20 protein-coding genes and 1 tRNA gene are annotated in these 25,106 nt (G+C 70.0%); 16 read left to right on the forward strand and 5 right to left on the reverse strand.

Features of this window, described 5'->3' with window-relative positions:
* Nucleotides 1-4 precede the first annotated feature (4 nt).
* The 6 genes from ACTWPT_RS29205 (at nucleotide 5) to ACTWPT_RS29230 (ending at nucleotide 8,364) form a co-directional block, all read left to right on the forward strand.
* Nucleotides 5-946, forward strand: coding sequence for a glycosyltransferase family 2 protein (locus tag ACTWPT_RS29205; protein ID WP_443180669.1), 942 nt, complete (start codon nucleotides 5-7; stop codon nucleotides 944-946).
* Nucleotides 943-1,746: a polysaccharide deacetylase family protein gene (locus ACTWPT_RS29210; protein WP_443180670.1), complete on the forward strand. Its 804-nt coding sequence runs from the start codon at nucleotides 943-945 to the stop codon at nucleotides 1,744-1,746. Before ACTWPT_RS29205 ends, ACTWPT_RS29210 begins: the two co-directional genes overlap by 4 nt.
* A complete protein-coding gene (locus ACTWPT_RS29215; protein ID WP_443180671.1) occupies nucleotides 1,739-3,055 on the forward strand; it encodes a lipopolysaccharide biosynthesis protein in 1,317 nt (438 codons plus the stop codon). The genes ACTWPT_RS29210 and ACTWPT_RS29215 overlap by 8 nt, the downstream gene beginning before the upstream one ends.
* A gap of 8 nt (nucleotides 3,056-3,063) precedes the next feature.
* Nucleotides 3,064-6,432 (forward strand): hypothetical protein, encoded by a 3,369-nt coding sequence (locus tag ACTWPT_RS29220; protein ID WP_443180672.1) that lies wholly within the window; start codon nucleotides 3,064-3,066, stop codon nucleotides 6,430-6,432.
* Between the two features lie 114 nt (nucleotides 6,433-6,546).
* The gene (locus ACTWPT_RS29225; RefSeq protein ID WP_443180673.1) at nucleotides 6,547-7,683 is read left to right on the forward strand and encodes a DUF418 domain-containing protein; all 1,137 of its coding nucleotides are present in this window, start codon (nucleotides 6,547-6,549) and stop codon (nucleotides 7,681-7,683) included.
* A 42-nt stretch (nucleotides 7,684-7,725) separates the two neighbouring features.
* Nucleotides 7,726-8,364, forward strand: coding sequence for a GNAT family N-acetyltransferase (locus ACTWPT_RS29230; RefSeq protein ID WP_443180674.1), 639 nt, complete (start codon nucleotides 7,726-7,728; stop codon nucleotides 8,362-8,364).
* 17 nt (nucleotides 8,365-8,381) lie between these two features.
* Here the strand turns inward: ACTWPT_RS29230 and ACTWPT_RS29235 are convergent, their stop codons facing one another.
* On the reverse strand, nucleotides 8,382-9,131 hold the full coding sequence (locus tag ACTWPT_RS29235; RefSeq protein ID WP_443180675.1) for an MBL fold metallo-hydrolase: 750 nt from the start codon (nucleotides 9,129-9,131) through the stop codon (nucleotides 8,382-8,384).
* A 28-nt stretch (nucleotides 9,132-9,159) separates the two neighbouring features.
* Between ACTWPT_RS29235 and ACTWPT_RS29240 the strand changes: the two genes are divergently transcribed.
* Nucleotides 9,160-9,561, forward strand: a complete 402-nt coding sequence (locus ACTWPT_RS29240) for a MerR family transcriptional regulator (protein ID WP_443180676.1) — start codon at nucleotides 9,160-9,162, stop codon at nucleotides 9,559-9,561.
* 68 nt (nucleotides 9,562-9,629) lie between these two features.
* Here the strand turns inward: ACTWPT_RS29240 and ACTWPT_RS29245 are convergent, their stop codons facing one another.
* From ACTWPT_RS29245 to ACTWPT_RS29255, 3 genes are all read right to left on the reverse strand, one after another.
* A complete protein-coding gene (locus tag ACTWPT_RS29245) occupies nucleotides 9,630-10,943 on the reverse strand; it encodes a GH39 family glycosyl hydrolase (RefSeq protein ID WP_443180677.1) in 1,314 nt (437 codons plus the stop codon).
* Nucleotides 10,944-11,175: 232 nt separating this feature from the next.
* The gene (locus ACTWPT_RS29250) at nucleotides 11,176-11,928 is read right to left on the reverse strand and encodes an SDR family oxidoreductase (RefSeq protein WP_443180678.1); all 753 of its coding nucleotides are present in this window, start codon (nucleotides 11,926-11,928) and stop codon (nucleotides 11,176-11,178) included.
* A gap of 75 nt (nucleotides 11,929-12,003) precedes the next feature.
* Complete coding sequence (locus ACTWPT_RS29255; RefSeq protein ID WP_443180679.1) at nucleotides 12,004-13,044, reverse strand: phosphotransferase family protein; 1,041 nt, start codon at nucleotides 13,042-13,044, stop codon at nucleotides 12,004-12,006.
* 201 nt (nucleotides 13,045-13,245) lie between these two features.
* On the opposite strand from ACTWPT_RS29255, the gene ACTWPT_RS29260 reads away from it, so the two are divergent.
* A complete protein-coding gene (locus ACTWPT_RS29260) occupies nucleotides 13,246-14,283 on the forward strand; it encodes a GNAT family N-acetyltransferase (RefSeq protein WP_443180680.1) in 1,038 nt (345 codons plus the stop codon).
* Nucleotides 14,280-15,398 (forward strand): DegT/DnrJ/EryC1/StrS family aminotransferase, encoded by a 1,119-nt coding sequence (locus tag ACTWPT_RS29265; protein WP_443180681.1) that lies wholly within the window; start codon nucleotides 14,280-14,282, stop codon nucleotides 15,396-15,398. The genes ACTWPT_RS29260 and ACTWPT_RS29265 overlap by 4 nt, the downstream gene beginning before the upstream one ends.
* A gap of 16 nt (nucleotides 15,399-15,414) precedes the next feature.
* Here ACTWPT_RS29265 and pdxR read toward each other — a convergent pair whose 3' ends face one another.
* Nucleotides 15,415-16,791: a MocR-like pyridoxine biosynthesis transcription factor PdxR gene (gene pdxR, locus ACTWPT_RS29270; RefSeq protein ID WP_443180682.1), complete on the reverse strand. Its 1,377-nt coding sequence runs from the start codon at nucleotides 16,789-16,791 to the stop codon at nucleotides 15,415-15,417.
* Between the two features lie 71 nt (nucleotides 16,792-16,862).
* Here pdxR and ACTWPT_RS29275 point away from each other — a divergent pair, with 71 nt between their 5' ends.
* The 7 genes from ACTWPT_RS29275 to ACTWPT_RS29305 all read left to right on the forward strand — a co-directional run bounded on the left by ACTWPT_RS29275 (nucleotide 16,863) and on the right by ACTWPT_RS29305 (nucleotide 25,049).
* The gene (locus ACTWPT_RS29275) at nucleotides 16,863-17,501 is read left to right on the forward strand and encodes a pyridoxamine 5'-phosphate oxidase family protein (protein WP_443180683.1); all 639 of its coding nucleotides are present in this window, start codon (nucleotides 16,863-16,865) and stop codon (nucleotides 17,499-17,501) included.
* An 85-nt stretch (nucleotides 17,502-17,586) separates the two neighbouring features.
* Entirely contained in the window at nucleotides 17,587-19,938 is a 2,352-nt protein-coding gene (locus tag ACTWPT_RS29280; protein WP_443180684.1) for a protein kinase domain-containing protein, read from the forward strand.
* A 113-nt stretch (nucleotides 19,939-20,051) separates the two neighbouring features.
* Entirely contained in the window at nucleotides 20,052-21,692 is a 1,641-nt protein-coding gene (locus tag ACTWPT_RS29285; RefSeq protein WP_443180685.1) for a serine/threonine-protein kinase, read from the forward strand.
* Nucleotides 21,693-21,713: 21 nt separating this feature from the next.
* A complete protein-coding gene (locus ACTWPT_RS29290; protein WP_443180686.1) occupies nucleotides 21,714-23,123 on the forward strand; it encodes a hypothetical protein in 1,410 nt (469 codons plus the stop codon).
* Between the two features lie 49 nt (nucleotides 23,124-23,172).
* On the forward strand, nucleotides 23,173-24,243 hold the full coding sequence (locus tag ACTWPT_RS29295; RefSeq protein WP_443180687.1) for a DUF2510 domain-containing protein: 1,071 nt from the start codon (nucleotides 23,173-23,175) through the stop codon (nucleotides 24,241-24,243).
* A gap of 68 nt (nucleotides 24,244-24,311) precedes the next feature.
* Nucleotides 24,312-24,905, forward strand: coding sequence for an oligoribonuclease (orn, locus tag ACTWPT_RS29300; RefSeq protein ID WP_443180688.1), 594 nt, complete (start codon nucleotides 24,312-24,314; stop codon nucleotides 24,903-24,905).
* Nucleotides 24,906-24,973: 68 nt separating this feature from the next.
* Nucleotides 24,974-25,049: transfer RNA gene (locus ACTWPT_RS29305), tRNA-His, on the forward strand.
* Nucleotides 25,050-25,106: the final 57 nt, after the last annotated feature.

The raw sequence follows: 25,106 nt of genomic DNA on the forward strand, positions 1-25,106 counted from the left end.
CGTTGTGAACACGTCTGTTGTCATCTGCGTCTACACCGAGGACCGGTGGGAGGACATCAGGCAGGCAGTCGAGTCGGTCGAGAACCAGACACGCCCGGCACACGAGCTGATCCTGGTGGTCGACTACAACCCCGACCTGCACCTCAAGCTCAAGCTTGAGTACCCGCAGGCCATCGTGGTGGAAAACACCCACGAGCAGGGGCTGTCCGGCGGCAAGAACACCGGCGTGGCCACGGCCAACGGTGAGATCGTCGCCTTCCTCGACGACGACGCCGTCGCCGATCCCGGGTGGCTGGAGGCTTTGGAGGAGGGCTTCCAGGAACCGGGTGTGGTGGGCGTCGGCGGCCGTACCGATCCCCTATGGGCGTCGGGGGTGCGGCCGCGGTGGTTCCCGTACGAGTTCGACTGGACGGTGGGGTGCACCTACCGCGGCATGCCGTCGGTACGTGCGCCGATCCGCAATGTGATGGGTGGCAACGCGGCGTTCCTGCGTGACGTGGTGTCCGAGGTGGGCGGTTTCCACAGCGGCATCGGGCGCAGTGTGCAGGGACGCAAGTCGCGCCCGCTGGGGTGCGAGGAGACCGAGTTCTGCATCCGGCTGAGCCAGCGCAAGCCGGGCTCGGTCATGTTGTTCGAGCCGCGCGCGGTGATCGGGCACAAGGTGTCCACCCAGCGCGAGCGGTTCGCGTACTTCAGGTCGAGGTGCTACGCGGAAGGGCTGTCGAAGGCCCTGGTGACGCAGGAGGTCGGCACCCAGGACGGGCTGGCCAGCGAGCGGGCCCACGCGCTCAAGACGCTGCCGCTGGGCGCGCTGCGCGGCGTCGGCGAGGCCCTGCGCGGCGACCTGGGCGGGCTCGGCCGGGCGGCCGCTATCGTCATCGGGCTGGCCTGGACGACCTGGGGCTATGTGGTGGGTTCCGTACGGCTTAAGGCGGCACGATCATGATCCGAGTTCCGATCCTGATGTACCACTCCGTCACGGACACCCCCAATGACGAGACCCGTCCACATTCGGTGCGGCCGTCGGACCTGGACGAGCAGCTCGCCTACCTGAAGGAGAGCGGTTTCACCCCGCTCACGCTGGGCGACCTGGTGGCCGCGCTCAACAAGATCGACGGCCGCACCGTGCCGGAGAAGCCGGTCGTGGTGACCTTCGACGACGGCTACGCCGACTTCCACAGCCAGGCGCTGCCGCTGCTCGACAAGCACAGCTTCCCGGCCACGGTCTTCCTGACCAGCGGCTGGGTCTCCGACGCCGGCAAGGATGCCGCGGGCCGGCCGCTGGACGACATGCTGTCCTGGGGCCAGGCCCGCGAGGCGGCGCAGACCGGCATCGAGATCGGCGGCCACAGCCACAGCCATCCCCAGCTCGACCAGCTCCGCGTCGAGGACCTGCGGCAGGAGCTGCGGAGGAACAAGGGCCTGCTGGAGGAGAAGATCGGCGCGCCGGTCGCCACCATGGCCTACCCGTACGGGTACTCCAGCGCCCGTGTGCGTCGAGAAGTGCGCAAGGCCGGATATTTCGCCGCTTGCGCCGTGAGCAACACCATCGCCGCGGACCGGCACGACATGCTCGCCATCCCCCGGTTGACGGTCGGCAAGGGCACGACCATCAACATGTTCAAGCGCGCCGTCGAAGGCAACGCCGTACCTCTCATCTACCTGCGCGAGCGCATCCTCACCAAGGGGTACGCGGTCGTGCGGCGCACGAGGTACGGGCTGCAACGGGTGCGCAGAAATGTCTAGCGTCTGGGGGAAGATCCTTCGCGACCTCCGCAACCCCCTGTTCCGGCAGGGCTACGCCCTCATGGGCAACACCGTCGTCACCGGCGTGCTCGGCATGGGCTACTGGCTGCTGGCCGCCCACTACTACTCACCTGAGGAATTCGGCCGCGGCCAGGCGGTGATCACCGCGATGCGGCTGTTCGCGTCGCTGACCGCGCTGGGGTTCGTGGGGGCGCTCGCCCGTTACCTGCCGGTGGCCGGCCGCCGCACGCCCGAGCTGATCCTGCGCGGGTACGGCCTGGCCGCCGCCACGGGCGGGGTCGCCGCGCTCGGCTTCCTGCTGACGCTGCCCATGTGGGGCCAGACGTACCAGGTGCTCGGGGGGTTCGGGCCCGGGCTGTTCTTCCTGGCGTCCGTGGTGGTGTGGGCCGTGTTCACGCTGCAGGACGTGGTGCTGACCGGGCTGCGCAGGGCCACGTTCGTACCCATGAACAACCTGGTTTTCGGCCTGGTCAAGATGGGGTTGCTGGTGGCGCTGGCCGGCGCGCTGCCGGAAGGCGGGATCTTCGTCTCGTGGGTGATCCCGACGGCGCTCGCGCTGATCCCGGTCAACTGGCTGATCTTCGGCGTGGTCGTGCCCCGGCACGTGCGGGCGGCCGACGCCGGGCAGGAGCCGCCGCGGCTGCGGGAGATCGGCAGGTTCCTGTCCGGGGACTTCCCCGGGACGTTGTCGATCCTGGCGATCGTCTACTTGGTGCCGGTCGTCATCGCCACGCAGGTGGGCGAGGCCACGTTCGGGCGCTTCTCGATGGCGCACACGCTGGCCAGCATGATCGAGCTGCTGGCCATGAACATGGCGGTGTCGCTGACCGTCGAGGGCTCTTTCGAGCCTGCTCAGCTGGCCGCGAACTGCCGGCGGGCGTTGCGGCGGGCGTTCATGATCGTCATTCCGATCATCACGGTGGCGATCCTCGGGGCGCCGCTGATCCTGACGATCTTCGGCTCGGATTTCGCCGAAGAGGGCACGCTACTGCTGCGGCTGATGGCGCTCGCCGTGCTGCCGCGGGTGCTGATCGAGGTGTACTTGAGCGCGCTGCGCGCGCTGAGCAAGGCACGTGCGCTGGCGGTCGTGCAGATCGGGCTGGCCGTGCTCGTGCTCGTGTCCACCATCGCCTTGTTCCCGTTCGCAGGGGTGAACGCGGTGGGGTACGGGTTGCTCTTCAGCGAGCTGCTCGTGGCGGTGTTGATCTTCGGGAATCTTCGTAGAATTCTCAAGTTCGGTGAATCTGGGAAGGCGACTGTCATCCAGGGGTCGTCCGGGGCCGCATGATGGTCAACGTGAGGCAACGGGACGGCGATGGCATGACAACGGGGATCACCGGCTCCTCGGACATGCGTGGGGACAAGGAGGAGTCAGACGTGCCCTTCGATCCGGAGGCTACCGGGGTGATCCCGAAGCTGACGTTCGACAAGGAGCCTGCCTCTTCGGAGGTGGATGAGGGCGCGGCTGAGGGCTCTGCTGCCACGGACGAGGACGAGTCCGCCGCGGACCAGACCACGACGTTCCGGATTCCCGGGCCGTCCCTCCACATCGGCCGGCCGCCGACCGCGGAGGACGCCGACCCGTCGGCCGCCGGGACCGTCTCCATGCCCGTCCAACGACCCGACGACGAAACGTCGGGAGCCGAGGGCGATGTCGCCGAGCGGGCTGAAAGCGACTCCAAGACGCCTACCGCACCTAAGAAGATCGAGCCCAAGAAGGCGGACACGCCCAAGGGGCCCGAGCCCAAGAAGGCGGACACGCCCAAGGGGTCCGAACCCAAGAAGGCGGCCGACTCGGACGCCGACGCGCCGACCGACCCGGGCCTGCGCACCCAGCCGCCCAGCGGACCGCAGCCCACCGGCACCGCCAAGCCCGCCGCCGTGCCCCAGCCGCCCAGCGGGCCCCAGCAGGCCGGCGGGCCCCAGCAGGCCGGCGGGCCGCAGCAGGGCGGCCGGCCGCAGCAGGGCGCCTCGCAGGGGGCTGCGGGTGCGAAGACCGGCACGTCCAAGGGCGCGTCGCCCACAGGCGCGCCCGCGAAGGAGGAGTCCGGTAGCGCATCGCCCGGCGCCGGGACGGTGCCCACGAACGTGCCCGCCGAAGCACCACCGACCGGAGCGCCGATCGCGAAGTCGCCCGCCGTCGGACCGGCGACCAAAGGACCGGCCACGGGCGCGCCGACCGGGCGTCCAGCCCTTGGCGGGCCGACCGGGCGTCCAGCCCTTGGCGGGCCGACCGGGCGTCCAACCCCTGGCGGGCCGACCGGGCGTCCAACCCCTGGCGGGCCGACCGGGAGGCCGGCTGCCGGCAGGCCGGGCAGTAGCGGGCTGGCCGGTTTGGTGCAGCCCACCACGGCGCCGCCGCAGGGGCCCGGTGGGCCCGGTGGGCCAGGCGCGCCTGCGGGCGCGCCTTCACGGCAAGCACTCCCTCAGCAGGCCGGCCCGCAGCAGGCACTCCCCCAGCAAGCCGGACCCCAGCGAGCCGTGCCGCAGCAGGCGGCGGCCCCCAAGCCGCGCCCCGCCGGCGGCCGGATCGGCGCGCTGATCGCCAGCGCCCCCAAGTGGCTGCCGGTCCTGCTGATCCTCGAGGGCCTGCTCATGTACGTCCTCGCCCTCAAGGTCTCCCCAGGACCCCTACGCGGCGTGGACCCCAACAACATCGACGGCCTGGGCCTGATCTCGGCGCTCCCGGCCACGGCCTTCATCGCGCTCCTCATCATGATCGTGTCGTTCTTCGTCACGGTCGCCCAGAGCACGGACCGCAAGTTCCTCCTCCTGTTCCAGATCGCCGCCATCACGTTCGCCCTGCACGGCGCGGGCGCCCTGGTGGCGACCGAGCCGCGCTTCCCCACCGCGTACATCCATGCCGGTTTCGTCGAGTTCATCAGCAGAACCGGTGAGACCGCCATCAGCATCGACGCCCGCATGGGCTGGCCGGGCTTCTTCGCGTTGTTCGCCTTCGTGACGAAGGCCGCCGGCATCACCGACTTGACGCCGATCCTGATGTGGACGCCGCTCCTGTCGAACCTGCTCTACTTGCTCCCGTTCGTGCTGATCCTGCGCCAGGTCGTGGCGACCACGCGGGCGCGGTGGTTCGCGGCGCTGCTGTTCGTGCTGGTGCAGTGGATCGGGCAGGACTATTTCTCGCCGCAGGGCTTCACGTTCGCCCTGTATCTGGCATTCGTGGCGATCCTGCTGCGCTGGTTCGGGCGCGTCGAGCCGCGGACCAAGCCGATCCCGCCCAAGGGCCTGCGCAGGCTGCTGGGCAAGCTGGACGCGATGACGCCGGGCGAACTGGCCAACACCGGCACGTACCGGGCCGACAAGCTGCTCATGCTGATGATGGTGCTGGCGTTGTTCTTCGCGTCGGTGGCCTCGCACCAGATCACGCCGTTCATGATGCTCGGCGTCGTGACCGCGTTTCTGATCTTCAAGCGGACGTCGCTGACGTGGGCGCTGCCGTTCGCCCTCGGGCTGGTGGTGCTGGCCTGGATCAGCTACATGACGGTCGGGTTCTGGGCGAGCCAGATCGACGCGATCTTCGGCGGTCTGGGCAACATCCTGCAGAACCTGCGCAGCAACACCGGCGACCGGATCGAGGGCAGCGACCCGGCACACGCGATGGTGCTGCAGGCGCGCCTCGGCATCCTCGTGGTCATCCTCAGCCTGGCGGCGACGGGCCTGTTCAGGCGGCTGCGGCGCGGGGTGTTCGACCGGTCGGCGCTGATCCTGCTGTGCGTGCCGGTGCTGGCGCTCGGCCTGCAGAGCTACGGCGGCGAGATCGGGCTGCGCATCTACATGTTCGCGCTGCCCGGCGCCTGCCTGCTGGCCGCGTACGCCTTCTTCCCGAACCTGCCGGCCGACAGCGCGGACGTGCGCGAGGAGACCGTGCCGCTGCGCAAGCGGAACGTGCGGTTCAACCCGCAGCTCACGAAGAAGCTCTCGGTGGTGCTCGCGGCCTGCTTCGCGGTGTTGTTCGCGTTCACGTTCCTGCTGGCCAGGTACGGCAACGAGAAGTTCGAGCGGGTCACCGCCGGCGAGGTCGGCGCCATGCACTACGTCTACGAGCACGACAAGCCCAGCGCCAGGGTGATCTACCTGACGCCGAAGCTCGGCCCAGAGGTCACGCCCACCATGCCGTGGGGCGAGCGGGACGTCGAGATCGTCAGCTTCAACCTGCAGGCCCTCGTGCACAAGGACCCGACCAAGATCGCGGATGCGGTCAAGAGGCTGCAGGAGTCACCGCGGAACTCGTACCTCATGGTGAGCCGCGGCCAGGTGAGCTACTTGCAGCTGAACCAGGGGTTCCCGGCGGACTGGGGCGAGCGGTTCCGCGCGGCGCTGGACGCCTCGCCCGACCTGAAGCGGGTCTACTCGAACCAGGACGCGGCACTCTACACGTGGAAGAAGTTCGTCCGCGGCACGGAGATCCCCGAGCCGAACCCCTTCGCGGGCCGCGGCGACCCCACGTCGCCCTGGACGCCGGTGGGCATAGGCGCGCTGGCCGTGACCTGGGTCACGCTCTTCGGGTATGAGGTCATCCGGCTGAACGGCCCGAACCGGGCCAGGAAGGCTCGCAGGCGGCTGCTCTACCTGGCGGTGCCCGCGTTCGTGGTGGCGCTCGCGGTGATCGTCGAGCGGTTCATCTATATCGCACAAAATAACTGAATTCACAGGAAACGCTCAGGATGTGCGGAATGATGTCACTCGATGAGGACACAGAAGACACTTTCCGCAATCCCGGACGCACGACTCACATCCGCGGCAGCGAGGATCGCTTCTGTGGACGCCCTACGAGGCTTCTCGCTCCTGGGCATCCTCGTGGTCAACATCGCCTTCCTGGCCTCCGGCTACCGGATGGCCGGGCTGGCGGAGCCCGCGTTCCACTCGTCGCTGGACTGGGGCGTGCGGTGGACCGTGACGCTCCTGCTGGAGAACAAGTTCTATCTGCTGTTCTCCTTCCTGTTCGGCTACAGCTTCACGCTCCAGCTCGATTCGGCCGCCCGGCAGGGCCGGCCGTTCGTCCCGATGTTCCTGCGCAGGCTGGCCGGGTTGTTCCTCCTCGGGCTGGCGCACGCCGTGTTGTTGTTCCCCGGGGACATCCTGACGACGTACGCGGCCGTGGGCGTGGCGATGCTGGTGCTGCGACGGATCACGCCGCGTGTGGCGATCCTGCTGGCCGTCGGCCTGACCGCGCTCCTGGCCCTCGGCTTCGTGCTGCTGGCCCTGATGGCCATGGCGGGCCACGACATGTCGGGCACGGTCGCGGGCGGGACCGCTGAGGCCACCCAATCGGACGCTGCCCTGGGCGGAGGTTTCTGGCAGATCGTCTCCGAACACCTCCGCAAACTGTCCTCGATCATCATGCTCCGCGTGCTCTTCCAGGGGCCGGCGGTGCTGGCCGCGTGCCTGATCGGCCTGGCCGTGGGCAAGCTGGGCGCCCTTCGCAACCTGTCCGCCCACACACGGACGCTCCGCAGGCTCCAGTGGACGGGCTTCACGGTCGGGCTGGCCGGCGCCTGCTTCTACACCCTGTCGGCCTGGAACGGCACCGTGCACAAGTTCTGGGGCGAGGCGGTGGACCTGGTGACGGCCCCGCTGCTGGCGGCCGCGTACGGAGCCACGTTCCTGCGGCTGCTGCCTCAGATGCCGCGGATCGGGCGAGCTCTGGCCGCGCCCGGCCGGATGGCCCTGTCCAACTACCTGGCGCAGTCGTTCATCTGCTCGCTGATCTTCACCGGGTACGGGCTGGCGCTCGTGGACCGGGTCAGCCCGCCGGTGGAGGTCGTGATCGCCCTCGGCATCTTCGTCGTCCAGGTGTTCTACAGCCGATGGTGGCTCAAGGGGCATCGGTACGGGCCGGTGGAGTGGTTGCTGCGCTACCTCACGTACTGGCGCAGACCAGGCCGTCGCGCGTAATTGAGGTGACCTTGCAGGCGCGGCCAGGAACAATAGGCCGACATGCGCCACTGGCCCCTCTTCAACCTGCGCCTCACCACACCCCGCCTCGAACTGCGGATCCCCTCCCTGGAGGACCTCGACGAGCTCGCCGACCGGGCTCTGGAAGGCGTGCACGATCCCGAGCGGATGCCGTTCGGTGTGCCGTGGACCGACGCCCCCGCGGCCGATCTTCCGGGTAACGTCGTGCTTTTCCACCTCGGCGTGATCGCGAGCTGGCGGCCCGAGCAGTGGCACTGCAACTTCGTCGTCGTCCACGAGGGCCGGGTGATCGGCGCTCAGGACATGATCGCCTCCGACTTCGCCGTCGGGCGGGAGGTGGGTACGGGCTCGTGGCTGGCCCGTGCCCACCAGGGGAACGGGCTGGGCACGGAGATGCGGGCCGCCGTACTCCACCTGGCCTTCGACGGGCTTGGCGCCCAGACGGCGGTCTCCAGCGCCTTCCTGGACAATCCTGCCTCGCTGGCGGTCTCCCACAAGCTCGGCTACCAGCCCGACGGTGTGTCCGTCCACCAGAGACGGGGGCGCCGTGCGATCCAGCAGCGCGTGCGACTCAACCGGGACGACTTCACCAGTCCCGTCCCGGTGAAGATCCACGGCCTGGAGGAGTGCCTGCCCCATTTCGGCCTGTCGGCCGGATGAAGGCCGACTTCGAGAGCTCAGGACTCGGGCGTCCAGCGCTCGCCTGGCGGCAGGTTCACGACCCTCAAGTCCGGCCCGGCCAGCGCCACCGCGTCCTCTGCGGTGCCGCTGGGCCGGAACAGTGCCGACAGGGGATCGTGCCCGTGGGCCTCGTGCACCGGGACCAGCACCTCCGCGCCCAGCACGGATGCCCCGGCCACCGCGCGGGCGGGATCCATCACCAGGCGCGGACCGAACATCGGACGCAACCCGTTGACCGGTAGCAGGGCGAGGTCCGCCGCCGGCTGCTCGGCCCGGTATCGCTCCAGCGGGCCGACCTCGGCGATCTCCCCGCCGAAGAACACCCGGGTGCCGACGGTGTCGAACGCGTAGGCGTTGTTGGGCCACATCAGAGTGCGCCCGGCGGGCACCACTCGCATGGCGACGCCGGGCGCGATCTGCCGGGTCTCGCCCCAGCGCACCCGTTCGGCATGCCGGAAACCGAGCGCCCTGGCCTGGCGAGCCATGTGCGGGATGGGGACGTACACGGGGATGTCCTTGTCCGGCAGCATGCGCAGTGCGCGCAGGTCCCAGTGGTTGGTGGCCGGGTTGGTGACGACGACGGCCGCCAGCGGGGGCAGGTCGGCGATGCGCAGGCCCAGCGGCTCGCCGCGGCGTAGCCACCAGCGCTCGATGAACCACGGGTCGGTGAGCACGGGATGACCGTCCAGCTCGAGCAGCACGCAGGAGTTCACCACGCGGGTGATCGCGATCGATTGCTTGATCATGCCGCCTACGGTGCCGGTTAATGTACACATGAAGTCAAGCGAGGACCTGTCCATCGGCGACCTGGCCGACCGGTTCGGCCTGCCCACGCACGTGCTGCGGCACTGGGAGAGCGTGGGCCTGCTCCGGCCGGCCCGGCGGGCGGGCGGTCAGCGGAGTTACGGACCCGCCGACCTGGAGCGGGTGGCGCTGATCCGGATGGGCAAGGAAGCCGGGTTCACGCTCGGAGAGCTGTGTGTGCTGCTGTCCGCACCCAGCCCGATGGATCATCGGGACCTGCTGCGCCGGCACATCGTGGAGCTGGAAAACCGCATCTCGCGGGCCCGCGCGGCCAAGGAGCTCATCGAGCATGCTCTGGCCTGCCCGCACAGCTTCGCCGAGTGTGAGCACGCCCGCGAGCGGATCGCGGCGCACATCCCGCCCCCCGCCTGATGCCAGCGGGCAGCGGCGATCAAGCGGGGGCGTCGAATGTCGAGTTGTCGATGACGATCGCGCCGCGCCTACGCGCCGCCCCGCCCGGTCCACTTGATTTCGTAGGGCGCAAGGGTGACCTGTTTGCCGTCCACCGTTGCCGTTACTTCCTCGTCCACGGTGTTCACCATGACAATCTGGCGCTCCTGGCCCAGGACCTTCACGCGCTCGTCCGACGACTGTACGTCGGCCAATTGCACTCCCGTCGGGAACCACTTCGTGAAGCCGCTCAGTAGTCCGGCCATGGGCATTTCGCCGCCGACCTTCGGAGCCCACAAGCAGCCGCGGCAATCGCCCGCGTCCTTCTGCTGCGGGTTCCAGTAAAGGGCCGTGGTGACGCCGCTCCTGGCGAATTCCATCAGCGCCGTAGCCTGGACCGCCGTGCGCTTCTCCTCCGACCAGTTCGCGTTCTCCGGCTCCACGTACCACTCGGCCCACCACACCGGCAGGTTGTCGCTCTTCTCGCGCAGCCACGTGGTGATCGCGCCGAACTTGGCCTGGGCGGCGAAGTCGTTCGGGACGTTCCCCTTGTCGTTCGTCATGGAGGCGCCGTCGACCACGATGAAGTCGGCGCCCTTCTTGTGGTCGATCCAGTACTCGATCGCGTCCAGAGCCCGCTGGTCGATGGTCCCCCACGCGCCGCTCAGCTCGGAGGGGCGGGGGGAGCGGGCGTTGCTCTCGACCGGGATGTACGGACCCCCGACCTGGATGTCCTTGTTGACCTTCTTCAGTGCCGTGTAGACCTTGTTGTACATCTCGGTGTAGCCCCTGGCGTCCCACTTGTTGGTGGCCGGGTCCCAGAAGCCCTTGAACTCGTTCCACACCATGTAGTGCTTGACGGTCGGGTACTGCTTGGCCACCCGCGTGGCCAGCTTGGCGAAGTCGTCGAAGTGCTCGGGCTCGGGTGAGACCGTGTGGTTCTTGTTCCAGTCCGTACGCCCGGCCTGCCCGCCCTTCATCCAGTCGGGCGCGCAGCACAGCGTGATCACCGGCACCCCCCGTGACGACGCCATGAACTTCAGCCGCCGGTCGAGGTCGCGGAAGTTGAACTGCCCGGGGCTCGGCTCGGGGTTGCCGACACCCCAGCCCATGATGTGCTGGTTCTGCAGCATCGGGACCCGGCCGAGCACGCCCCTGGCCTGGTCGACGACGTCCTGCGGCTCGTTGTCCGCGCTGTACTGGGTGTGCGTGATGCCCCAGCGCGGCCAGGTGTCCAGCGCCGGCGGCTGGTCGAGTTGGGGCGCGGGCTCGGTGGGCACCTTCGTGGCCACCTCGGCGCCGGTGAACCCGGTGCGGGACTTGGTCCGCATCGAGGCGTAGACCATGATGCCTGCCACAAGCACGACTGCGAGGATTCCTGCTCCCAGTGCGATGGGCCAGGGCGATCGTCGGCGCGCGTGTCGGCCGTCGGTCGGAATCACTGAAACGCTCCTCACGAGTCGCGGACGTGATCAGGGCTGGGCAGATAGCGTGGCCCAGCCCTGATTACGTTAATCGTCCCACTTGCAAGAGACTTACGGTTGGTCTGCGCCCGGCTACTCCCTGCCGAGAGCCTCCTCGGTGGTGACGTGCCGGCTACTCGCCGCGTGGCGGGCGCTGGCCGCCCGCCGGGCCGGGGACCCCGGCATAGCGGTACGGGACCGGCTGCCGGCCCGGCTGGACGATCAGGAGTGTGCCGGGGACGTCGGTGTAGAAGGCGGATTCGACGGCGGCGGCCACGTCCTCGGCCGTGAGCAGCGGGAATCCGGCGTTGACGAACATCTCCCGCGCCTCGGCCACCAGCGGCGTGTCCGTGAAGCCCGGGCAGACGGCGCTGATCCGGATGTTCTGCGCCGCCAGCGGCTCGGCCAGCGCCCTGACCAGGCCGACCACGGCGTGCTTGGTCATGGTGTAGATCGGGTCGCCGGAGTAGCCCACGAGCCCGGCCAGCGACGAGGTGGCCACGATGGCGCCGCCGCCGGAGCGCAGCAGGAGCGGCACGGCGGCACGTACGCCGAAGACCACGCCGTCCACGTTCACGCCCATCACCTGGCGGTAGCGCTGCGTGTCGAAGGCCGCCACGTCCACCTTGGCGGGGATCCCGGCGTTGAGGTGCACCAGGTCCAGCCGCCCGTACCGCTGCTCGGCCAGCGCCACGGCCTCGAGCGAGGCCTCCTCGCGGCTGACGTCGGCGGCCAGCCACGCACCGTCCACTTCCTTGGCCAGCCGCTCGACGCCCTCCCCTTCGAGGTCGACGAGGACGCACTTGACGCCACCCGCCGACAGTCGCCGCGCCGTGGCGGCGCCGATGCCGCTCGCCGCTCCGGTAATCAGTGCAACTGTGCTCATGGCGCTCGCTCCTCGTGGGGTCCCGGTCAGGTGCGGTAAGCGGTCTCAGGTCTTGTCCTGCGGCGTTGCGTCGCGTCAAGCCTGGTCGAGCATGCGGTGTGCGCGGGAGATCAGCGTCGGCACGGCGGAGCCGATCCCGTCGAATCCCTCCCCCACGGTCTTACCTTGCCGGTACCGCGCGTGGATACCCTCCACGATGACCGCCAGCTTGAAGTTACCGAAGGCCACATAAAACCCGAGATCCGAAATATCCCGCCCGGACGCCTTCGTGTAGTGGCCGGCGAACTCGGCGGCGTTCATGAACCCGGGCGCGACCGTCACGTCCCCCGCCACGGGGATCCTGGCCCGCTCCTCGTCCCCGCGATCGTGCCAGTACGTCAGCGTCAGCCCCAGATCGGCCAGCGGATCCCCGAGCGTGGACATCTCCCAGTCGACCACGGCCATGATCTCCAGATCGCCGAGCCGGATCAGCGTGTTGTCCAGCCGGTAGTCGCCGTGCACGAGTGTGCCGGAGCCCGCGGCCGACTCGGCCGGCAGCCGCCTGCGCAGCCGGTCCACGAGCCGGTCGTACTCCGGCAGGTCGGCCGTCTTCGACCGCTCCCACTGCTGGCACCACCGGTCGAGCTGCCTGGCCATATACCCCTCGGGCCGCCCGAAGTCGCCCAGCCCCACCTCTCGGTAGTCCACGGCGTGGATGGCGGCCAGCACCTCGGCCAGCCGCTCCGACAGCCGTCGCGTCCGCTCGGGCGCCGGCTCCGGGTCGCCGAGCTGCTCTCTGGTCCGTACGGCGGTGCCGTCCACGTACCCCATGAGATAGAACGGCGCCCCGATCACGTCCTCGTCCGGGCAGAAGGCGACCGGCTCCGGCACCGGCACGGGCGTCGGCGCGAGCGCGGAGATGACACGCCACTCGCGCCGCATGTCGTGGGCGGTGGGCAACACGTGACCGAGCGGCGGGCGGCGCAGCACCAGCCGGCGTTCGCGGGCCTCGATCAGATACGTCAGGTTCGACCTGCCGCCGGAAATGAGAGAAACGGACAGGGGCTCGCCCGCGTCGGGCACGTTCCGGCCCATCCACTGGACCAGGCGGGGCCGGTCGATGCCAGGTACGGTCATGGACACACATTAGAACGAGACTCGGGTTCCGAACGCTACCTGAAAATTCTGTAAGAATCCGCGGCCACGTCGCTGAGCAGCGAAGACAAGCCTTACGCTGGGCTTACTTGTCGGCCCGCATGCCCGGACCAAGAAGCATGCCGTCAGTGGGAGCCCATGCGCGTCACCCTTGCCCTCCCCCGTGAGCTGGGACCAACCGAAGTGAGCCGATGGCGGGCTCTGCAGGAGTCCGACCCCGCTTTCGACAATCCGTTCCTGTCCCCAGAGTTCACGATCACGGTGGGCGAACTGCGAGATCTCGTCCAGGTCGCCATCCTGTACGACGGTCCCGAAATCGTGGGATTCTTCCCCTTTGAACGGCATCCGATGGGCATCGGCAAACCGGTCGCCGCAGGGCTGACCGACGCCCAGGGCCTGATCCACGCCAAGGACATCGAGATCGACGCGCGCCGGCTGATCAAGGAGTGCGGGCTCGCGGTGTACGAGTTCGACCACCTGGTGTCCGGTCAGCCGCTGCTGAACGGCCGGCACGAGCGCTACCCGTCACCGATCATCGACCTGCGCGACGGGTACGAGTGTTACACCACGGCACTGAAGGAACATTCCGGCAAGACGTACAAGACCACCCTGGCCAAGTCGCGCAAGCTCCAGCGCGACGCCGGCACGGTGCGTCACGACTTCGCGATCACGGATCTCGAGCCGCTGCACACGCTGCTCGGCTGGAAGACGGAGCAATACCGGCGCACCGGACGCACCGACAGGTTCGCGCACCGATGGATCGTCGAGCTGGTCGAGCGGTTGCTGGCGACCCAGTCGGACAGCTTCGCCGGGGTTCTGGACATGGTGTACGCGGACGACGAGCCGGTGGCCGGGCATTTCGGATTGCGCACCCGCACGACGCTCGCCGGCTGGTTCCCCGCCTACGACACGCGCTTCGCCAAGTACTCCCCCGGCCTCATCCACCATCTCGCGATGGCTGAGCAGGCCGCGGCAGCCGGGATCGAGGTGATCGACATGGGCCGCGGCGAGAAGGAGTACAAGGACAAGCTCAAGAACGGCGAGCTGGAGGTGGCCGAGGGGCGGGTGGCCAGGGCCAGCGCGGCGGCGGGCGTCCATTGGATGATGCGCGTGCCGATGCGCAAGACCCGGGCCACCGTGATGGCCAATCCGCTGCTGCTCAAAACCGCGGACAAGGCGTTGAAAACCTACGGGCGCTTCCGTACCGTCATACAGCGGTGAAACACATCGCAGAGCGCACGGGCCGTCACTGCCTGCTGCTCCCCTCCAACCGCCTCGGCCTCTACCTGGCACTACGCCACTGGTGCACGCCCGGGCAGCGACTGCTCATGTCGCCCATCTCCGCCGACGAGATCCTCTTCCTCGTGCTCGCGGCCGGTCTGCGGCCGGTGATCGCGCCGCTGTCGCCGCGGGACGGCAACATCGACGTCGGCCGCGTCGATCTCAACGCGGTGGACGCGGTCCTGACGACCAACCTGTACGGACTGCCCGACCGCACCGACGCCTTCGCCGGGAAGATCCTGATCGAGGACGTGGCGCACGCCATGGAGACGAGCGTCGGCGGACGGCCGCTGGGGACGTTCGGCGAGGCGGGGGTCTTCAGCCTCTCCAAACATCCGGGGGCAGGCTCGGGCGGCGTGCTGGCGGTGGAGCGCGAAGCGGACCTGCGCGCCCTCGAACGCGCCCGCGACCAGCTGCTCGTCACCGGGTCGTGGAAAGCGGACCTGATCGGCGTGGCCACCTCCATGGCCCGCCAGGCGGCGCTCAAGCTGGACCTCGTACGCCCGGCGCTCGCGCTCATGCGTGCGCTCGGCATGCAGGAGGATCGCGAGGGCTACCGCATCCCGCTCGACCCCGACGGGCTGGAGACGGCGCTCAAGGAGACCCCTTCGCTGCCGCCCTTCGACCCCTGGGTACGCGCCGACCTGCACGACTACCGCGCGCGCCGGGGCCCGCTGGCCCGCTGGCACCAGTCCCGGCGCCTGGCCAAGGTCCCCGCCGGCCGCGGGCGGCGGCTGGCGGGCGTCGCCGGGCTGGCCGAGCTGCCCACCGTGGCGCCGGCCGTGCGGGACAACCTGGACCAGCCGTTGTTCCGGGTCCCGCTGCTGGTGCGCGACAGGGACGCGGCCATCGCCGAGCTGGAGCGGCATGGGGTCGCCACGGGCTACTTGTACGACCCTCCGTACGACGACTACGCCCCGGCCTTCACCGAGCCGTCTCAGGACCCGGTCCCGGCCCGCTGGTGGGCACGGCACGTGCTCCCCGTCGACCCGGTGTACACCGACCGCGCCCTGCCCGTCCTGCGCCGTCTGGAGCCCGCACCGCCGCTTCCGTGACGCGCCCTCGACGCCATCACACAAAGGAATTCTTGATCAGGTCGGCGAGAATGCGGCAGCCGCGGCGGACGTCGGCGAGCGACGCGGAGCCGTAGCCGATCACCAGGCCGTGCAGCCGCTCCTGCCCGTGGTGGTGCCGGCCGGTCGAGTCGAGCAGGACGCCGCGTTCCCTGGCCCGCTCGACCAGGGCGGGCACTACGGACGCGGGCAGCTCCGCCAGCACGTGCAGCCCGGCCGTGTCGCCGCGCAGCCGGCAGACGGGTCCGAGGAGCTCGACGACCGCGGCGCGGCGGCGGGCGTATTCCAGGCGCATGCGCCGCAGGTGCCGGTCCAGGTCGCCGCGCTCCAGCAGGGTCGACACCGCCTGCTGCACGGGCCCGCTGGTGCGGTCGGCCACGGCGCGGCGCAGGCGGGCGATCCCGGCGACGAGCTCGGGGTCGCCGACCAGCCAGCCGACGCCGACGTCGGGCGCGAGGGTCTTGGAGAGCGTGCCCAGAAGCACCACCCGCGACGGGTCGAGGCCGTAGAGCGCGGGCAGCGGGGCGACGTCGTAGCGGAACTCGGCGTCGTAGTCGTCCTCGATGATCGTCGCGCCCGTGCTCCTGGCCCAGGCCAGCAGCCGCTCCCTGCGCGGGATCGGCAGCCGCCCGCCCAGCGGGTACTGGTGGGCCGGCGTCGTGTAGAGCACGCGCAGATCGGTGGGCAGCCCGTCCACGATCACGCCGTCCTCGTCCACCGGGCACGGCACGATCTCGGCCCCCCGGGCCGCGAACACGGTCCGCGCCACGTGGTAGCCCGGGTCCTCCACGCCGGCGCGGCCGCCCCCGCCGAGCAGGGCGAGCGCGCACAGGTCGAGGCCGTTGCCGGTGCCCCTGGTGACCAGGATGTTCTCCGGGCCGACGGCCATGCCCCTGGCCCGCCGCAAGTGGTCGGCGAGCAGCTCTCTGAGGCGCGGCAGGCCGTACGGGTCGGGCGCGGCGCGGGGCGGCAGGTCGGCGGCCTTGCGCCAGGCCCGCTTCCAGGCCGCCTGGTCGTAGTCACGCACCCAGGGCTCGCCGGCCGTGAGGTCGATCCAGGCGGCCGGCGGGGCGGGCGGCGCAGGCACGTACGTCGTCTCGCCAGGCGGCGTGGGCGCTTCCATGTCGGCCACGAACGTCCCTGAGCCGTGCCGCCCGTCCAGCCACCCCTCGGCGTACAGCTGCTGGTACGCCTCCGTGACCACGGTCCTGCTCACCTCCAGCTGGGCCGCGAGGGCCCGGGTGGAGGGCAGCCGCTCGCCCGGCGCCAGCGCGCCGTCGAGCATGGCGCGGCGCAGCCAGTCGGCCAGCTGCGTGGTGAGCGGCTCGGCCGTGTCCCGCGACAGGGAAACAGGCAGGTCAACAGAGGTACGCACGCAAGTGGTCCCTACGAAGGGGTCGATAGTGGCCCTACAGGATAAGTCCACTTCGCGGCTACGGTCGAATCATGCTCTCCACCACTCCTCGCACCACGCTCGGCCGCTCGAAGGAACGCGCCAGCACCGACAGCCACGACCTGTACGAGATCCTCGACACCGGCCTGATCTGCCACCTGGGCGTCGTCGTCAACGGTCACCCGATGGTCGTGCCCACCGGCTACGGCCGCGTCGGTGAAACGCTCTACCTGCACGGCTCCACAGGCGCGACGTCCCTGCGCGCGGCCGGCGACGGCGAGGTGTGCGTCACGGTCACGCATCTGGACGGCGTCGTGCTGGCCCGCTCGATCTTCCACCACTCCGTCAACTACCGCTCGGCGGTCATCTACGGCCGGGCCAGGCTGGTGACCGACCCGGACGAGCGGCTGACGGGGCTGCGGGCGCTGGCCGAGCAGCTCGCGCCCGGCCAGTGGGACTACGTCCGGCCACCGTCGCGCAAGGAACTGGCCGCCACGGCCGTGCTGGCGTTGTCCCTGGAGGAGGCGTCGGTCAAGATCCGGCGCGGCGCGCCGGTCGACGAGGAGGAGGACTACGCCCTTCCGGTATGGGCCGGCGTCCTGCCCCTGGTGACCACGTGGGGAGAACCCGAGCCAGATCCGTTGCTCCCAGAAGGTATCGATACTCCTGTTCACATCCTCCATCGGGAGTAGTTCCATAAATCAGGTACCACCTGGCAAACCCGACTCCTTGATCACACGTCTCATCAGGTGGGCCGGCTCCTGATGGGAGAGGCATATGGAGTGGAGCGCTCCCGGATATACGGAAATCACGCAATTAGGCGCGGGCGCCAGTGGGCGGGTCGCGCTGGCCGTGCACGACGAGACCGGCGTCAAGGTCGCGATCAAGTACCTCTCGGCGGACCTGCTGCGCGATCCCGCCGCGCTGGCCAGGTTCCAGTCCGAGGCGCGGCTGCTGACCACGCTCCGCGACCCCAACATCGCCACGATGTGGGAGTACGTCCAGGACTCGGGCGGCGCGGCCATCGTGATGGAGCTGGTCAACGGCGTCTCGCTGCGCGCGTTGCTGCGCGAGCACGGCGCGACCGAGCCGGAGGCGGCGCTGGTCGTGCTGAAGGGCTCCCTGCTCGGCCTGGCCAGGGCGCACGCGCTCGGCCTCGTGCACCGGGACTACAAGCCCGAGAACGTCATCGTCAGGGACGACGGGGTCAGCAAGCTCGTCGACTTCGGCATCGCCGTGCGGCAGGGCACGGTCGCGCATCCGGAGGGCACGCCGCCGTACATGGCGCCCGAGTTGTGGGAGAGACGGCCGGCCTCGCCCTCGACCGACGTGTACGCGGCCACCGCGGTCTTCTTCGAATGCCTGACCGGGCACCGGCCGTACCGCTCGACCGAGCCCAGCGTGCTCGGCTACCAGCACATCCATGCCCCTGTACCGTTCCACGACGCGCCCGAGCCGGTACGCGGGCTGATCAGGCGCGGCCTGGCCAAGGACCCGGGGCAGCGGCCGGAGAGCGCGCTGGCGTTCGTGGCCGAGCTGGAGGCGGCGGCCCAGGCCGCGTACGGCGAGGACTGGGAGGAGCGGGGCAAGCGACGGCTGGCCGCGCTGGTGGTCCTGCTCGCCCTGCTGCTGCCCACACCGCCGCCGGCGGCCACGCCGGAGGTGTCCACGTCGCTGGCCAGGACGGTCTTCCGCGGGCTGCGCTCGAACACGAGCTCCGTCGCGCGTGTGGTGATGGGCGGTGCGCTGGCGGCGGCCGTGGCGATTGCGGTGGTGGTCGTGGTGGCCAACAGGGAACGGCCGCCCGCTGAGCCGATCGGCGCGGCGGCGGCCGTGCCGCCGACCGAGATCACCCCGGAACTCGCCTCTGTCCCGCCGACGACACCGGAGGGGACGCCCGAGGAAACGCCGGAGAACACGCCCGAGGCGGTCCTGCCCGAGGAGAGCCCTGCCGTGTCGCCGCCGGCGTCCACCGGCCCCGCGACCACACCCACGCGGACCCGGACGCCCACGTCGACCCCGACCCGGACGCCCACGTCGCCCCCGACGCGGACCCCGACCCAGACGCCGACCACCACGACCCCGACCACGACCACGACGTCGACTCCGACTGTGACGCCCACGCTCACTCCGACGCCCACGGTGACCACGCCGTCGCCGGCCACGTCGGTGCTCACGATCGGCCTCGGCGACCTCACCGTCAACGAGGACGGGGTGGCCACCACCACGGTCACGGTGCGCGCCAGCGGCACCGCCCCCGTCACCGCCACCGCGACCTGGGCGGCCTCCGGCACGGACGGCCGTACCGAGCGCGTGCGCCTGATCGGCTCCACGACCTACACCCGGACCCTCACCTGGTCCATGGGCGAACGCCCGTGCGGTAAGACGGTCACGCTGACCGTCACCACCTCACCCGCGGCCCCCGGCGGCGGCAGGGCCGCCTCGGTGTCCGTGCCGCCCTGCCCGACGAGGGTGACCGGGCTGCGCGTCGGCCTCGTGGTGCCCGCCGCGCCCGCCCGCGCCGCCCAGGCCAGAATCAACGTGACGGCCAGCGGAACAGGCGAGATCCCGGTCCAGGCCGAGTTCGCGGTGAACGGCGACCCGGTCGGCACCCGCACGGCGACCCTTTCCGGCCGGACCTCCTACGCCCGGACGCTCACCCACTCCTTCAGATCCCGCCCCTGCGACGCGACGTTGTCGGTGAAGGTGACCGCGGGCGGCCGGACGGAAACCGCGCGGACGTCGGTCCCCTGCCCGCCGGAAGTGCGGCGGGTGTCGATCGTACGGGCCGGCCCTGGCGACGGTCTCTCGGCGACCGTCCAGGTGCTCACGTCGAACACCCAGCCTGTACGGCTCACCGTGGCGTTCTCGGCCGGCGAGCTCGGCGACACGAAATCGGACACGCTGTCCGGCGAGACGTCCTACACCAGGACCTTCACCCTCCCGGTCAAACGGCTTCCGTGCGGCACGAAATGGTCGGTGACAGCCTCCACGGACCCGGCCGCGGGCAACGGCAGCGACACGGCCGGCGGGGTCACACCCGAGTGCCCGTCCGAGGAGGAGCCCACAAAAGAGCCCACCAAGGAGCCCCGGCCCGAAACATCCGATACTCCCGGCAAGATTAACTAACAGTCTTAATCCAGACTTATCAGGATATTGGTAGCGGGAAAGCGGTTCCCTCTGGTTAAGCTACGCTCCGTTTGATGCGGGTGGGGGCCCAGACGAGTCCAGAGGAGGCCGTTATGTACGGCGAGGGGCAATGGGGGGTCCCCGGCTACACCGGGGTTCGCGAACTGGGCTCGGGAGCCGCCGGTCGTGTCGTGCTGGCCACACGCGACTACGACGGCGCCGAGGTGGCCATCAAGTATCTCAGTGACGAGCTGAGAACCGACATGGGCTTCGTCGCCCGCTTCCGGCACGAGGCAAGGCTGCTGGCCACGCTGCAGAGCGCGCACCACGCCCGCCTGATCGACTACGTCGAGTCCGGCCAGGGCGCGGCGATCATCATGGAGCTGATCAACGGCGTCTCGCTCCGCGAGATCCTCAGGTCCGAGGGTCCGACCGGGCCCGAGGCCGCGCTGGCGGTGCTCAAGGGCTCGCTCCAGGGCCTCGCCTCGGCGCACGCCATCGGCGTCGTGCACCGCGACTTCAAGCCTGAGAACGTCATGGTGCAGGGCGACGGCACCAGCAAGCTCGTGGACTTCGGCATCGCGGTCCGCGCGGGCGAGGAAGCGAGCGCGGCGGGCACGCCGCCGTACATGGCGCCCGAGCAGTGGTCGGGCGCGCCTGCCGGGCCCGCGACCGACGTGTACGCGGCCACCGTGGTGTTCTTCGAGTGCCTGACCGGCGCCCGCCCCTACCGGGCGACCAACCTGGCCGCGCTGGCCCGCCAGCACCAGAGCGCGCCGACCCCGGTCGAGGAGGTGCCCCCGGCGTTACGCGGCCTGATCGAGCGCGGCCTGGCCAAGGATCCCGCGGAGCGCCCGCCGTCGGCGGAGGCGTTCCTGACCGAGCTGGAGGCCGTGGCGGCCGAGGGGTACGGCCCCGACTGGGAGGAGCGCGGGCGTCGCCGCCTGGCGGCCCTCGCAGGTCTGCTGGTCCTGCTCTTCCCGAGCCCGCTCGAGGACCCAGCGGAGACGCAGACGTCGCTCGCCGAGACCCGTTTCCGCGATCCGTCCAGTGTGCTGCGCAAGCTCCCCGCGAAACTCGCCATCGGCGCTGTCGCGGCCGGCGTGCTGATCGGCGCCATTGTGATCATCGCCACCGCCTCCGCCGACGAGCCTGTGCTCCAGGCGCAGACCACCACGACCACGCCGAGCCCGGCGACGGCGTACACGGGCGAGCCGGCCGAGACGGACGAGGCGTCACCCACGCCGGAGGAGACCACGCCGGAGCCCCCGGCCACGACGAGCGAGACCCCGCCGCCGGTGCCGACGACGAACGCCGCCCCCACCACAACCACCACGGCCACACCCACGCCGGTCAAGACGCCCACCAAGACCAAGAAGCCCACCAAGACCAAGAAGCCGACCCCGACCTCGACCCCGACCGAGACGGCCGAGCCCGAGACGAGCGGCACGATCAGCGGACCGGACAACACCCGTCCGCCGTCTTCCCCCACGCCGACCCCGACGCCCACCCAGACCACCAGCCGTCCGACGACCCGGCCGACCCAGACCACGCAGCCGTCGACCACACCGCCGACGGACCCGACGGACACGGCGCCTCCGCGAGACGAGGTGCCGACCGAGGAGCCCAGGATCGACGCCGTCGGCATGGCGCAGTCCGCGCTGATCGTGTTCGGCCTGATGACGTCCGGCACGGTTCCGGTCACACTTGCGGTGAAACGCCGAATGGCGGGACGCCATAGAAGGAAGCGCTAGCAGCGCCGGGGGGCGACGGCGATGAACAACCCGACGAACGATATCGCCGGATTCCGGCTCACCGAACACACCTGGATGACCGAACTGGGCAACTGGATCGACGCGATCTCGCCCGACGGCCGCCGCGCCGGTGCCTTGCTCTTCGATCCGAAGATCATCGGGCTGCCCGGCGTGCGGGAGCGCGTCGTCCAGGCGGTCATGACCGACCAACGGCTCGTGCTGAGCGGGATGACCGGCCTCATCCCGGTGGCCGACGTCGTGGCGGCCGGCGACCAGGTGTGGTTGCTCACGGGTCAGGCGGTCAGCCCGACCCTGGCCGACGTGCTCGCCGGCGGTCCTGTCGATCCGGCGGGCGCGGCGTCCGCCCTGGTGGAGACCGCCCATACGCTGATCGCGCTGCACACCGCCGGGGTCACGCACGGCTCCGTGCACCCGGGCACCGTGGTGATCACGGCGGAGGGCGTCGCGTTGTTGTCCGAGCGCGGCCTGACCGACGCGATCCGCGGCCAGGTGTCCCCGCCCGAGCGGGACGCGGCCGGTTGGGCGGCGCTCGCCCGCGGGCTGGCCGCCTCCTCGAGTTCCGTCGCACCGGGCGCGGCACAGGCCGGCCCCTCCGGGCCTGACGCGCCGCAGGCAGGCGCGTCGCAGGCCGCTCAGCTGTTCGAACGTGTCGCCGCCATGGCGGGCACGCTCGGCCTGGCCGCCGCACGCAACACGCTGCTCAGTGAGCAGTCGGCGCTGCCCGGCGGCGGGATCAGCCGGGAAGGGCTGGTGCAGGCGGCACGCGGCAGGTCGGCGTTCGCGCAGCCGCGGGCGTACGTGCAACCACCCGCCCTGCCCAGAGACGAGGGCGACATCGTCACGCTGCTGCACGTGCCCGACCGAGCGGCGCGGCCCTTGCAGTTCGGGCCGGGGATCAGCACGCAGGTGCAGCGGCCGGAGACGACGGCGGAGCGGATCTGGCGGTCGGGCCGGGACGAGGCGTCCACCGTGCACCGCCCTGGCGGCAAGCGAACCAGGGCCTCGCGGGCGCGGCGGTGGCGGACGATCTGGGCCACGGCCGTCTTCGCCGCGATCATGGCGGGGGCGATGCTGGCCTGGTTCAAGCTGGGCAACACGACCGAGCTGGCGGTCCAGTCGATCGACGTGGTGGCGCCGAAGAAGACGCAGGGCTGCAACAGCAAGGTCGTGATCACCGGAAAGGTCATCACCAATGGGGCGCCCGGCGAGATCACCTTCGAATGGCGCAAGAACCTGGACAAGGAAGTCGTCAAGGGATCGCTGCGCACGAACTCCGACCAGACGTCCTACACCCTGCCGCTGAGGTGGTCACTGTCGGGCAAGAGCAACGTCAAAGCCACCGCCACGTTGCGGATTCTGACGCCGGGCCCGGTACGTACGGACAAGGCCAGCTTCACGTACAAGTGTTGATGCCTTGCCAGCAATGCATATCAAAGCGGTTCTTACTAATCTGGCGAACATGACCTCGCAGACCCCCGCGGGCTGGTACCCGGACCCGTACGGCGAGCCCCAGCTCCGCTGGTGGGACGGTAACCAGTGGACCGACGCCACGCATGCGCAGGAGCCGGCGCAGCAGCCTGCCTCCGGGCCCCAGCAGCCGCAGGCCGCCTCCGGGCCGCAGCAGCAGTCGCGGCCGGACTCGTCGGCGACGCCGGCGAACCCCACGCTCCAGTACGGGCAGCCCACCTTCGGGCAGTCCGCCTACGGCCAGCCAACGCCGTCCGCCCAGCAATGGGGCGGCGCGCAACTGCCGGGCCCCGGCTACGGCCCGCCGCCCAAGCAGGGCAATCCGCTGCCCTGGGTGTTCGGCGGACTGGCGGCCCTGGTGGTGGTCGCGCTGATCGTGGTGGGCGGGATCTTCTTCATCAACAGGAGCAGCACCGAGCTCGCGCAGCCGTTGCCGACCGAGACGTCGGAGTCCCAGGAGCCGCCCACCAACGAACCGCCGTCCAACGAGCCGCCCAGCCAGGGCACCGGCGAGCCGCCGCCCCAGCCTGCCGATGGCCGGATCACCGACCCGCAGGCGGGGATCTCGTACCCGGTGCCCGAGGGCTGGACGGTGCCCACGCAGCTCAACCCCGCGACCCCGAGCCCGACGCAACAGCTGTGGTCGGCCGGGGTGCACGCCACGTCACAGGAGAACTTCGAGGGGGACGACGACTGGGTCGGCAACGTCTACTCGGGGCTGCTCAACGAGCTCTACCCCTATAGCGGCGCCACCGGCATGGGGGATACGGCCAAGGCCGTCTTCGTGGACTTCTCCAGGTTCTACCAGCCGGCGCACGAGACCAAGATCGTGGCGGACAAGGCCATCAAGATCGGCGATCGGGACGCCTGGCTGCTGCAGTTCGAGCTCGACTTCACGAAGGTGTCGGAGGAGAAGGGCTACAAGTGGAAAAAGGAGAGCGGGGCGCTCGTGCTCATGGATCGCGGCTCCGGTGAGCGCCCGGCCATCGTCTACATCTCCGTACCCGACAATCTCGGCACGGACGTGGTGGACCAGGTTTTGAGCTCGCTCAAGCCCGCGTGAGCAGTGGCACTAGGCTGGTGGAGTAACAAGCGGGCGGATTGCTCCGAGCCGCTGGGCGAGGAGATTTCATGAGTGACTTGCTGGTCTGGATCGACTGCGAGATGACCGGACTCGATCTCGGGCGTGACGCGCTGGTGGAGGTGGCGTGCGTCATCACCGACAGCGAGCTCAATCAGCTGGACGAGGGCGTGGACGTGGTCATCAAGCCGCCGCCCGAGTCGCTGGAGCAGATGTCGCAAGTGGTGCGCGAGATGCACACCGCCTCCGGGCTGCTGCCCGAGTTGGGGAGCGGGGTGACGCTGTCGGAGGCGGAGTCGCTCGTCCTCGACTACATCCGCCGCCATGTGCCGGAGCCGAAGAAGGCGCCGCTGTGCGGCAACTCGATCGGCACCGACCGCACGTTCCTCTCCAGGGACATGCCGGCGGTGGATGCCTATCTGCACTACCGGATGATCGACGTCTCGTCGATCAAGGAGCTGGTCCGCCGGTGGTACCCGCGGGTCTACTTCGCCGCGCCGGAGAAGCAGGGCGGGCACCGCGCGCTGGCGGACATCACGGAGAGCATCAGGGAGCTGCGTTACTACCGCGCGGCGATCTTCGTGGACCAGCCGGGGCCCGACTCGGCGACCGCGAGATCATTGGCCGAGCGTGTCAGCGGCTAAAGGAGTGGCGTAAAGACTCCCGAACCCCGCTACACTTTTCCTGTGCCGCCACGTAGCGGGTGGCCGTGGTGGGTGTAGCTCAGTTGGTAGAGCGCCAGGTTGTGGTCCTGGATGTCGAGGGTTCAAGTCCCTTCACTCACCCCAGAGCACGATGGCCGATCCCAGAGGGACCGGCCATCGTCGTTTTCTCCCGACAACGCC

The sequence above is a fragment of the Nonomuraea sp. 3N208 genome, from assembly GCF_052245935.1.
Taxonomy (GTDB): Bacteria; Actinomycetota; Actinomycetes; order Streptosporangiales; family Streptosporangiaceae; genus Nonomuraea.

Bases quoted from the DNA above. Each gene is read 5' to 3' on its own strand.
- ACTWPT_RS29255 (WP_443180679.1), bottom strand. From the start codon at position 13,044: ATGACCGTACCTGGCATCGACCGGCCCCGCCTGGTCCAGTGGATGGGC.
- ACTWPT_RS29215 (WP_443180671.1), top strand. From the start codon at position 1,739: ATGTCTAGCGTCTGGGGGAAGATCCTTCGCGACCTCCGCAACCCCCTG.
- ACTWPT_RS29285 (WP_443180685.1), top strand. From the start codon at position 20,052: ATGTACGGCGAGGGGCAATGGGGGGTCCCCGGCTACACCGGGGTTCGC.
- ACTWPT_RS29235 (WP_443180675.1), bottom strand. From the start codon at position 9,131: ATGATCAAGCAATCGATCGCGATCACCCGCGTGGTGAACTCCTGCGTG.
- ACTWPT_RS29280 (WP_443180684.1), top strand. From the start codon at position 17,587: ATGGAGTGGAGCGCTCCCGGATATACGGAAATCACGCAATTAGGCGCG.
- ACTWPT_RS29295 (WP_443180687.1), top strand. From the start codon at position 23,173: ATGACCTCGCAGACCCCCGCGGGCTGGTACCCGGACCCGTACGGCGAG.
- ACTWPT_RS29210 (WP_443180670.1), top strand. From the start codon at position 943: ATGATCCGAGTTCCGATCCTGATGTACCACTCCGTCACGGACACCCCC.
- ACTWPT_RS29230 (WP_443180674.1), top strand. From the start codon at position 7,726: ATGCGCCACTGGCCCCTCTTCAACCTGCGCCTCACCACACCCCGCCTC.
- ACTWPT_RS29275 (WP_443180683.1), top strand. From the start codon at position 16,863: ATGCTCTCCACCACTCCTCGCACCACGCTCGGCCGCTCGAAGGAACGC.
- ACTWPT_RS29240 (WP_443180676.1), top strand. From the start codon at position 9,160: ATGAAGTCAAGCGAGGACCTGTCCATCGGCGACCTGGCCGACCGGTTC.
- orn (WP_443180688.1), top strand. From the start codon at position 24,312: ATGAGTGACTTGCTGGTCTGGATCGACTGCGAGATGACCGGACTCGAT.
- ACTWPT_RS29250 (WP_443180678.1), bottom strand. From the start codon at position 11,928: ATGAGCACAGTTGCACTGATTACCGGAGCGGCGAGCGGCATCGGCGCC.
- ACTWPT_RS29290 (WP_443180686.1), top strand. From the start codon at position 21,714: ATGAACAACCCGACGAACGATATCGCCGGATTCCGGCTCACCGAACAC.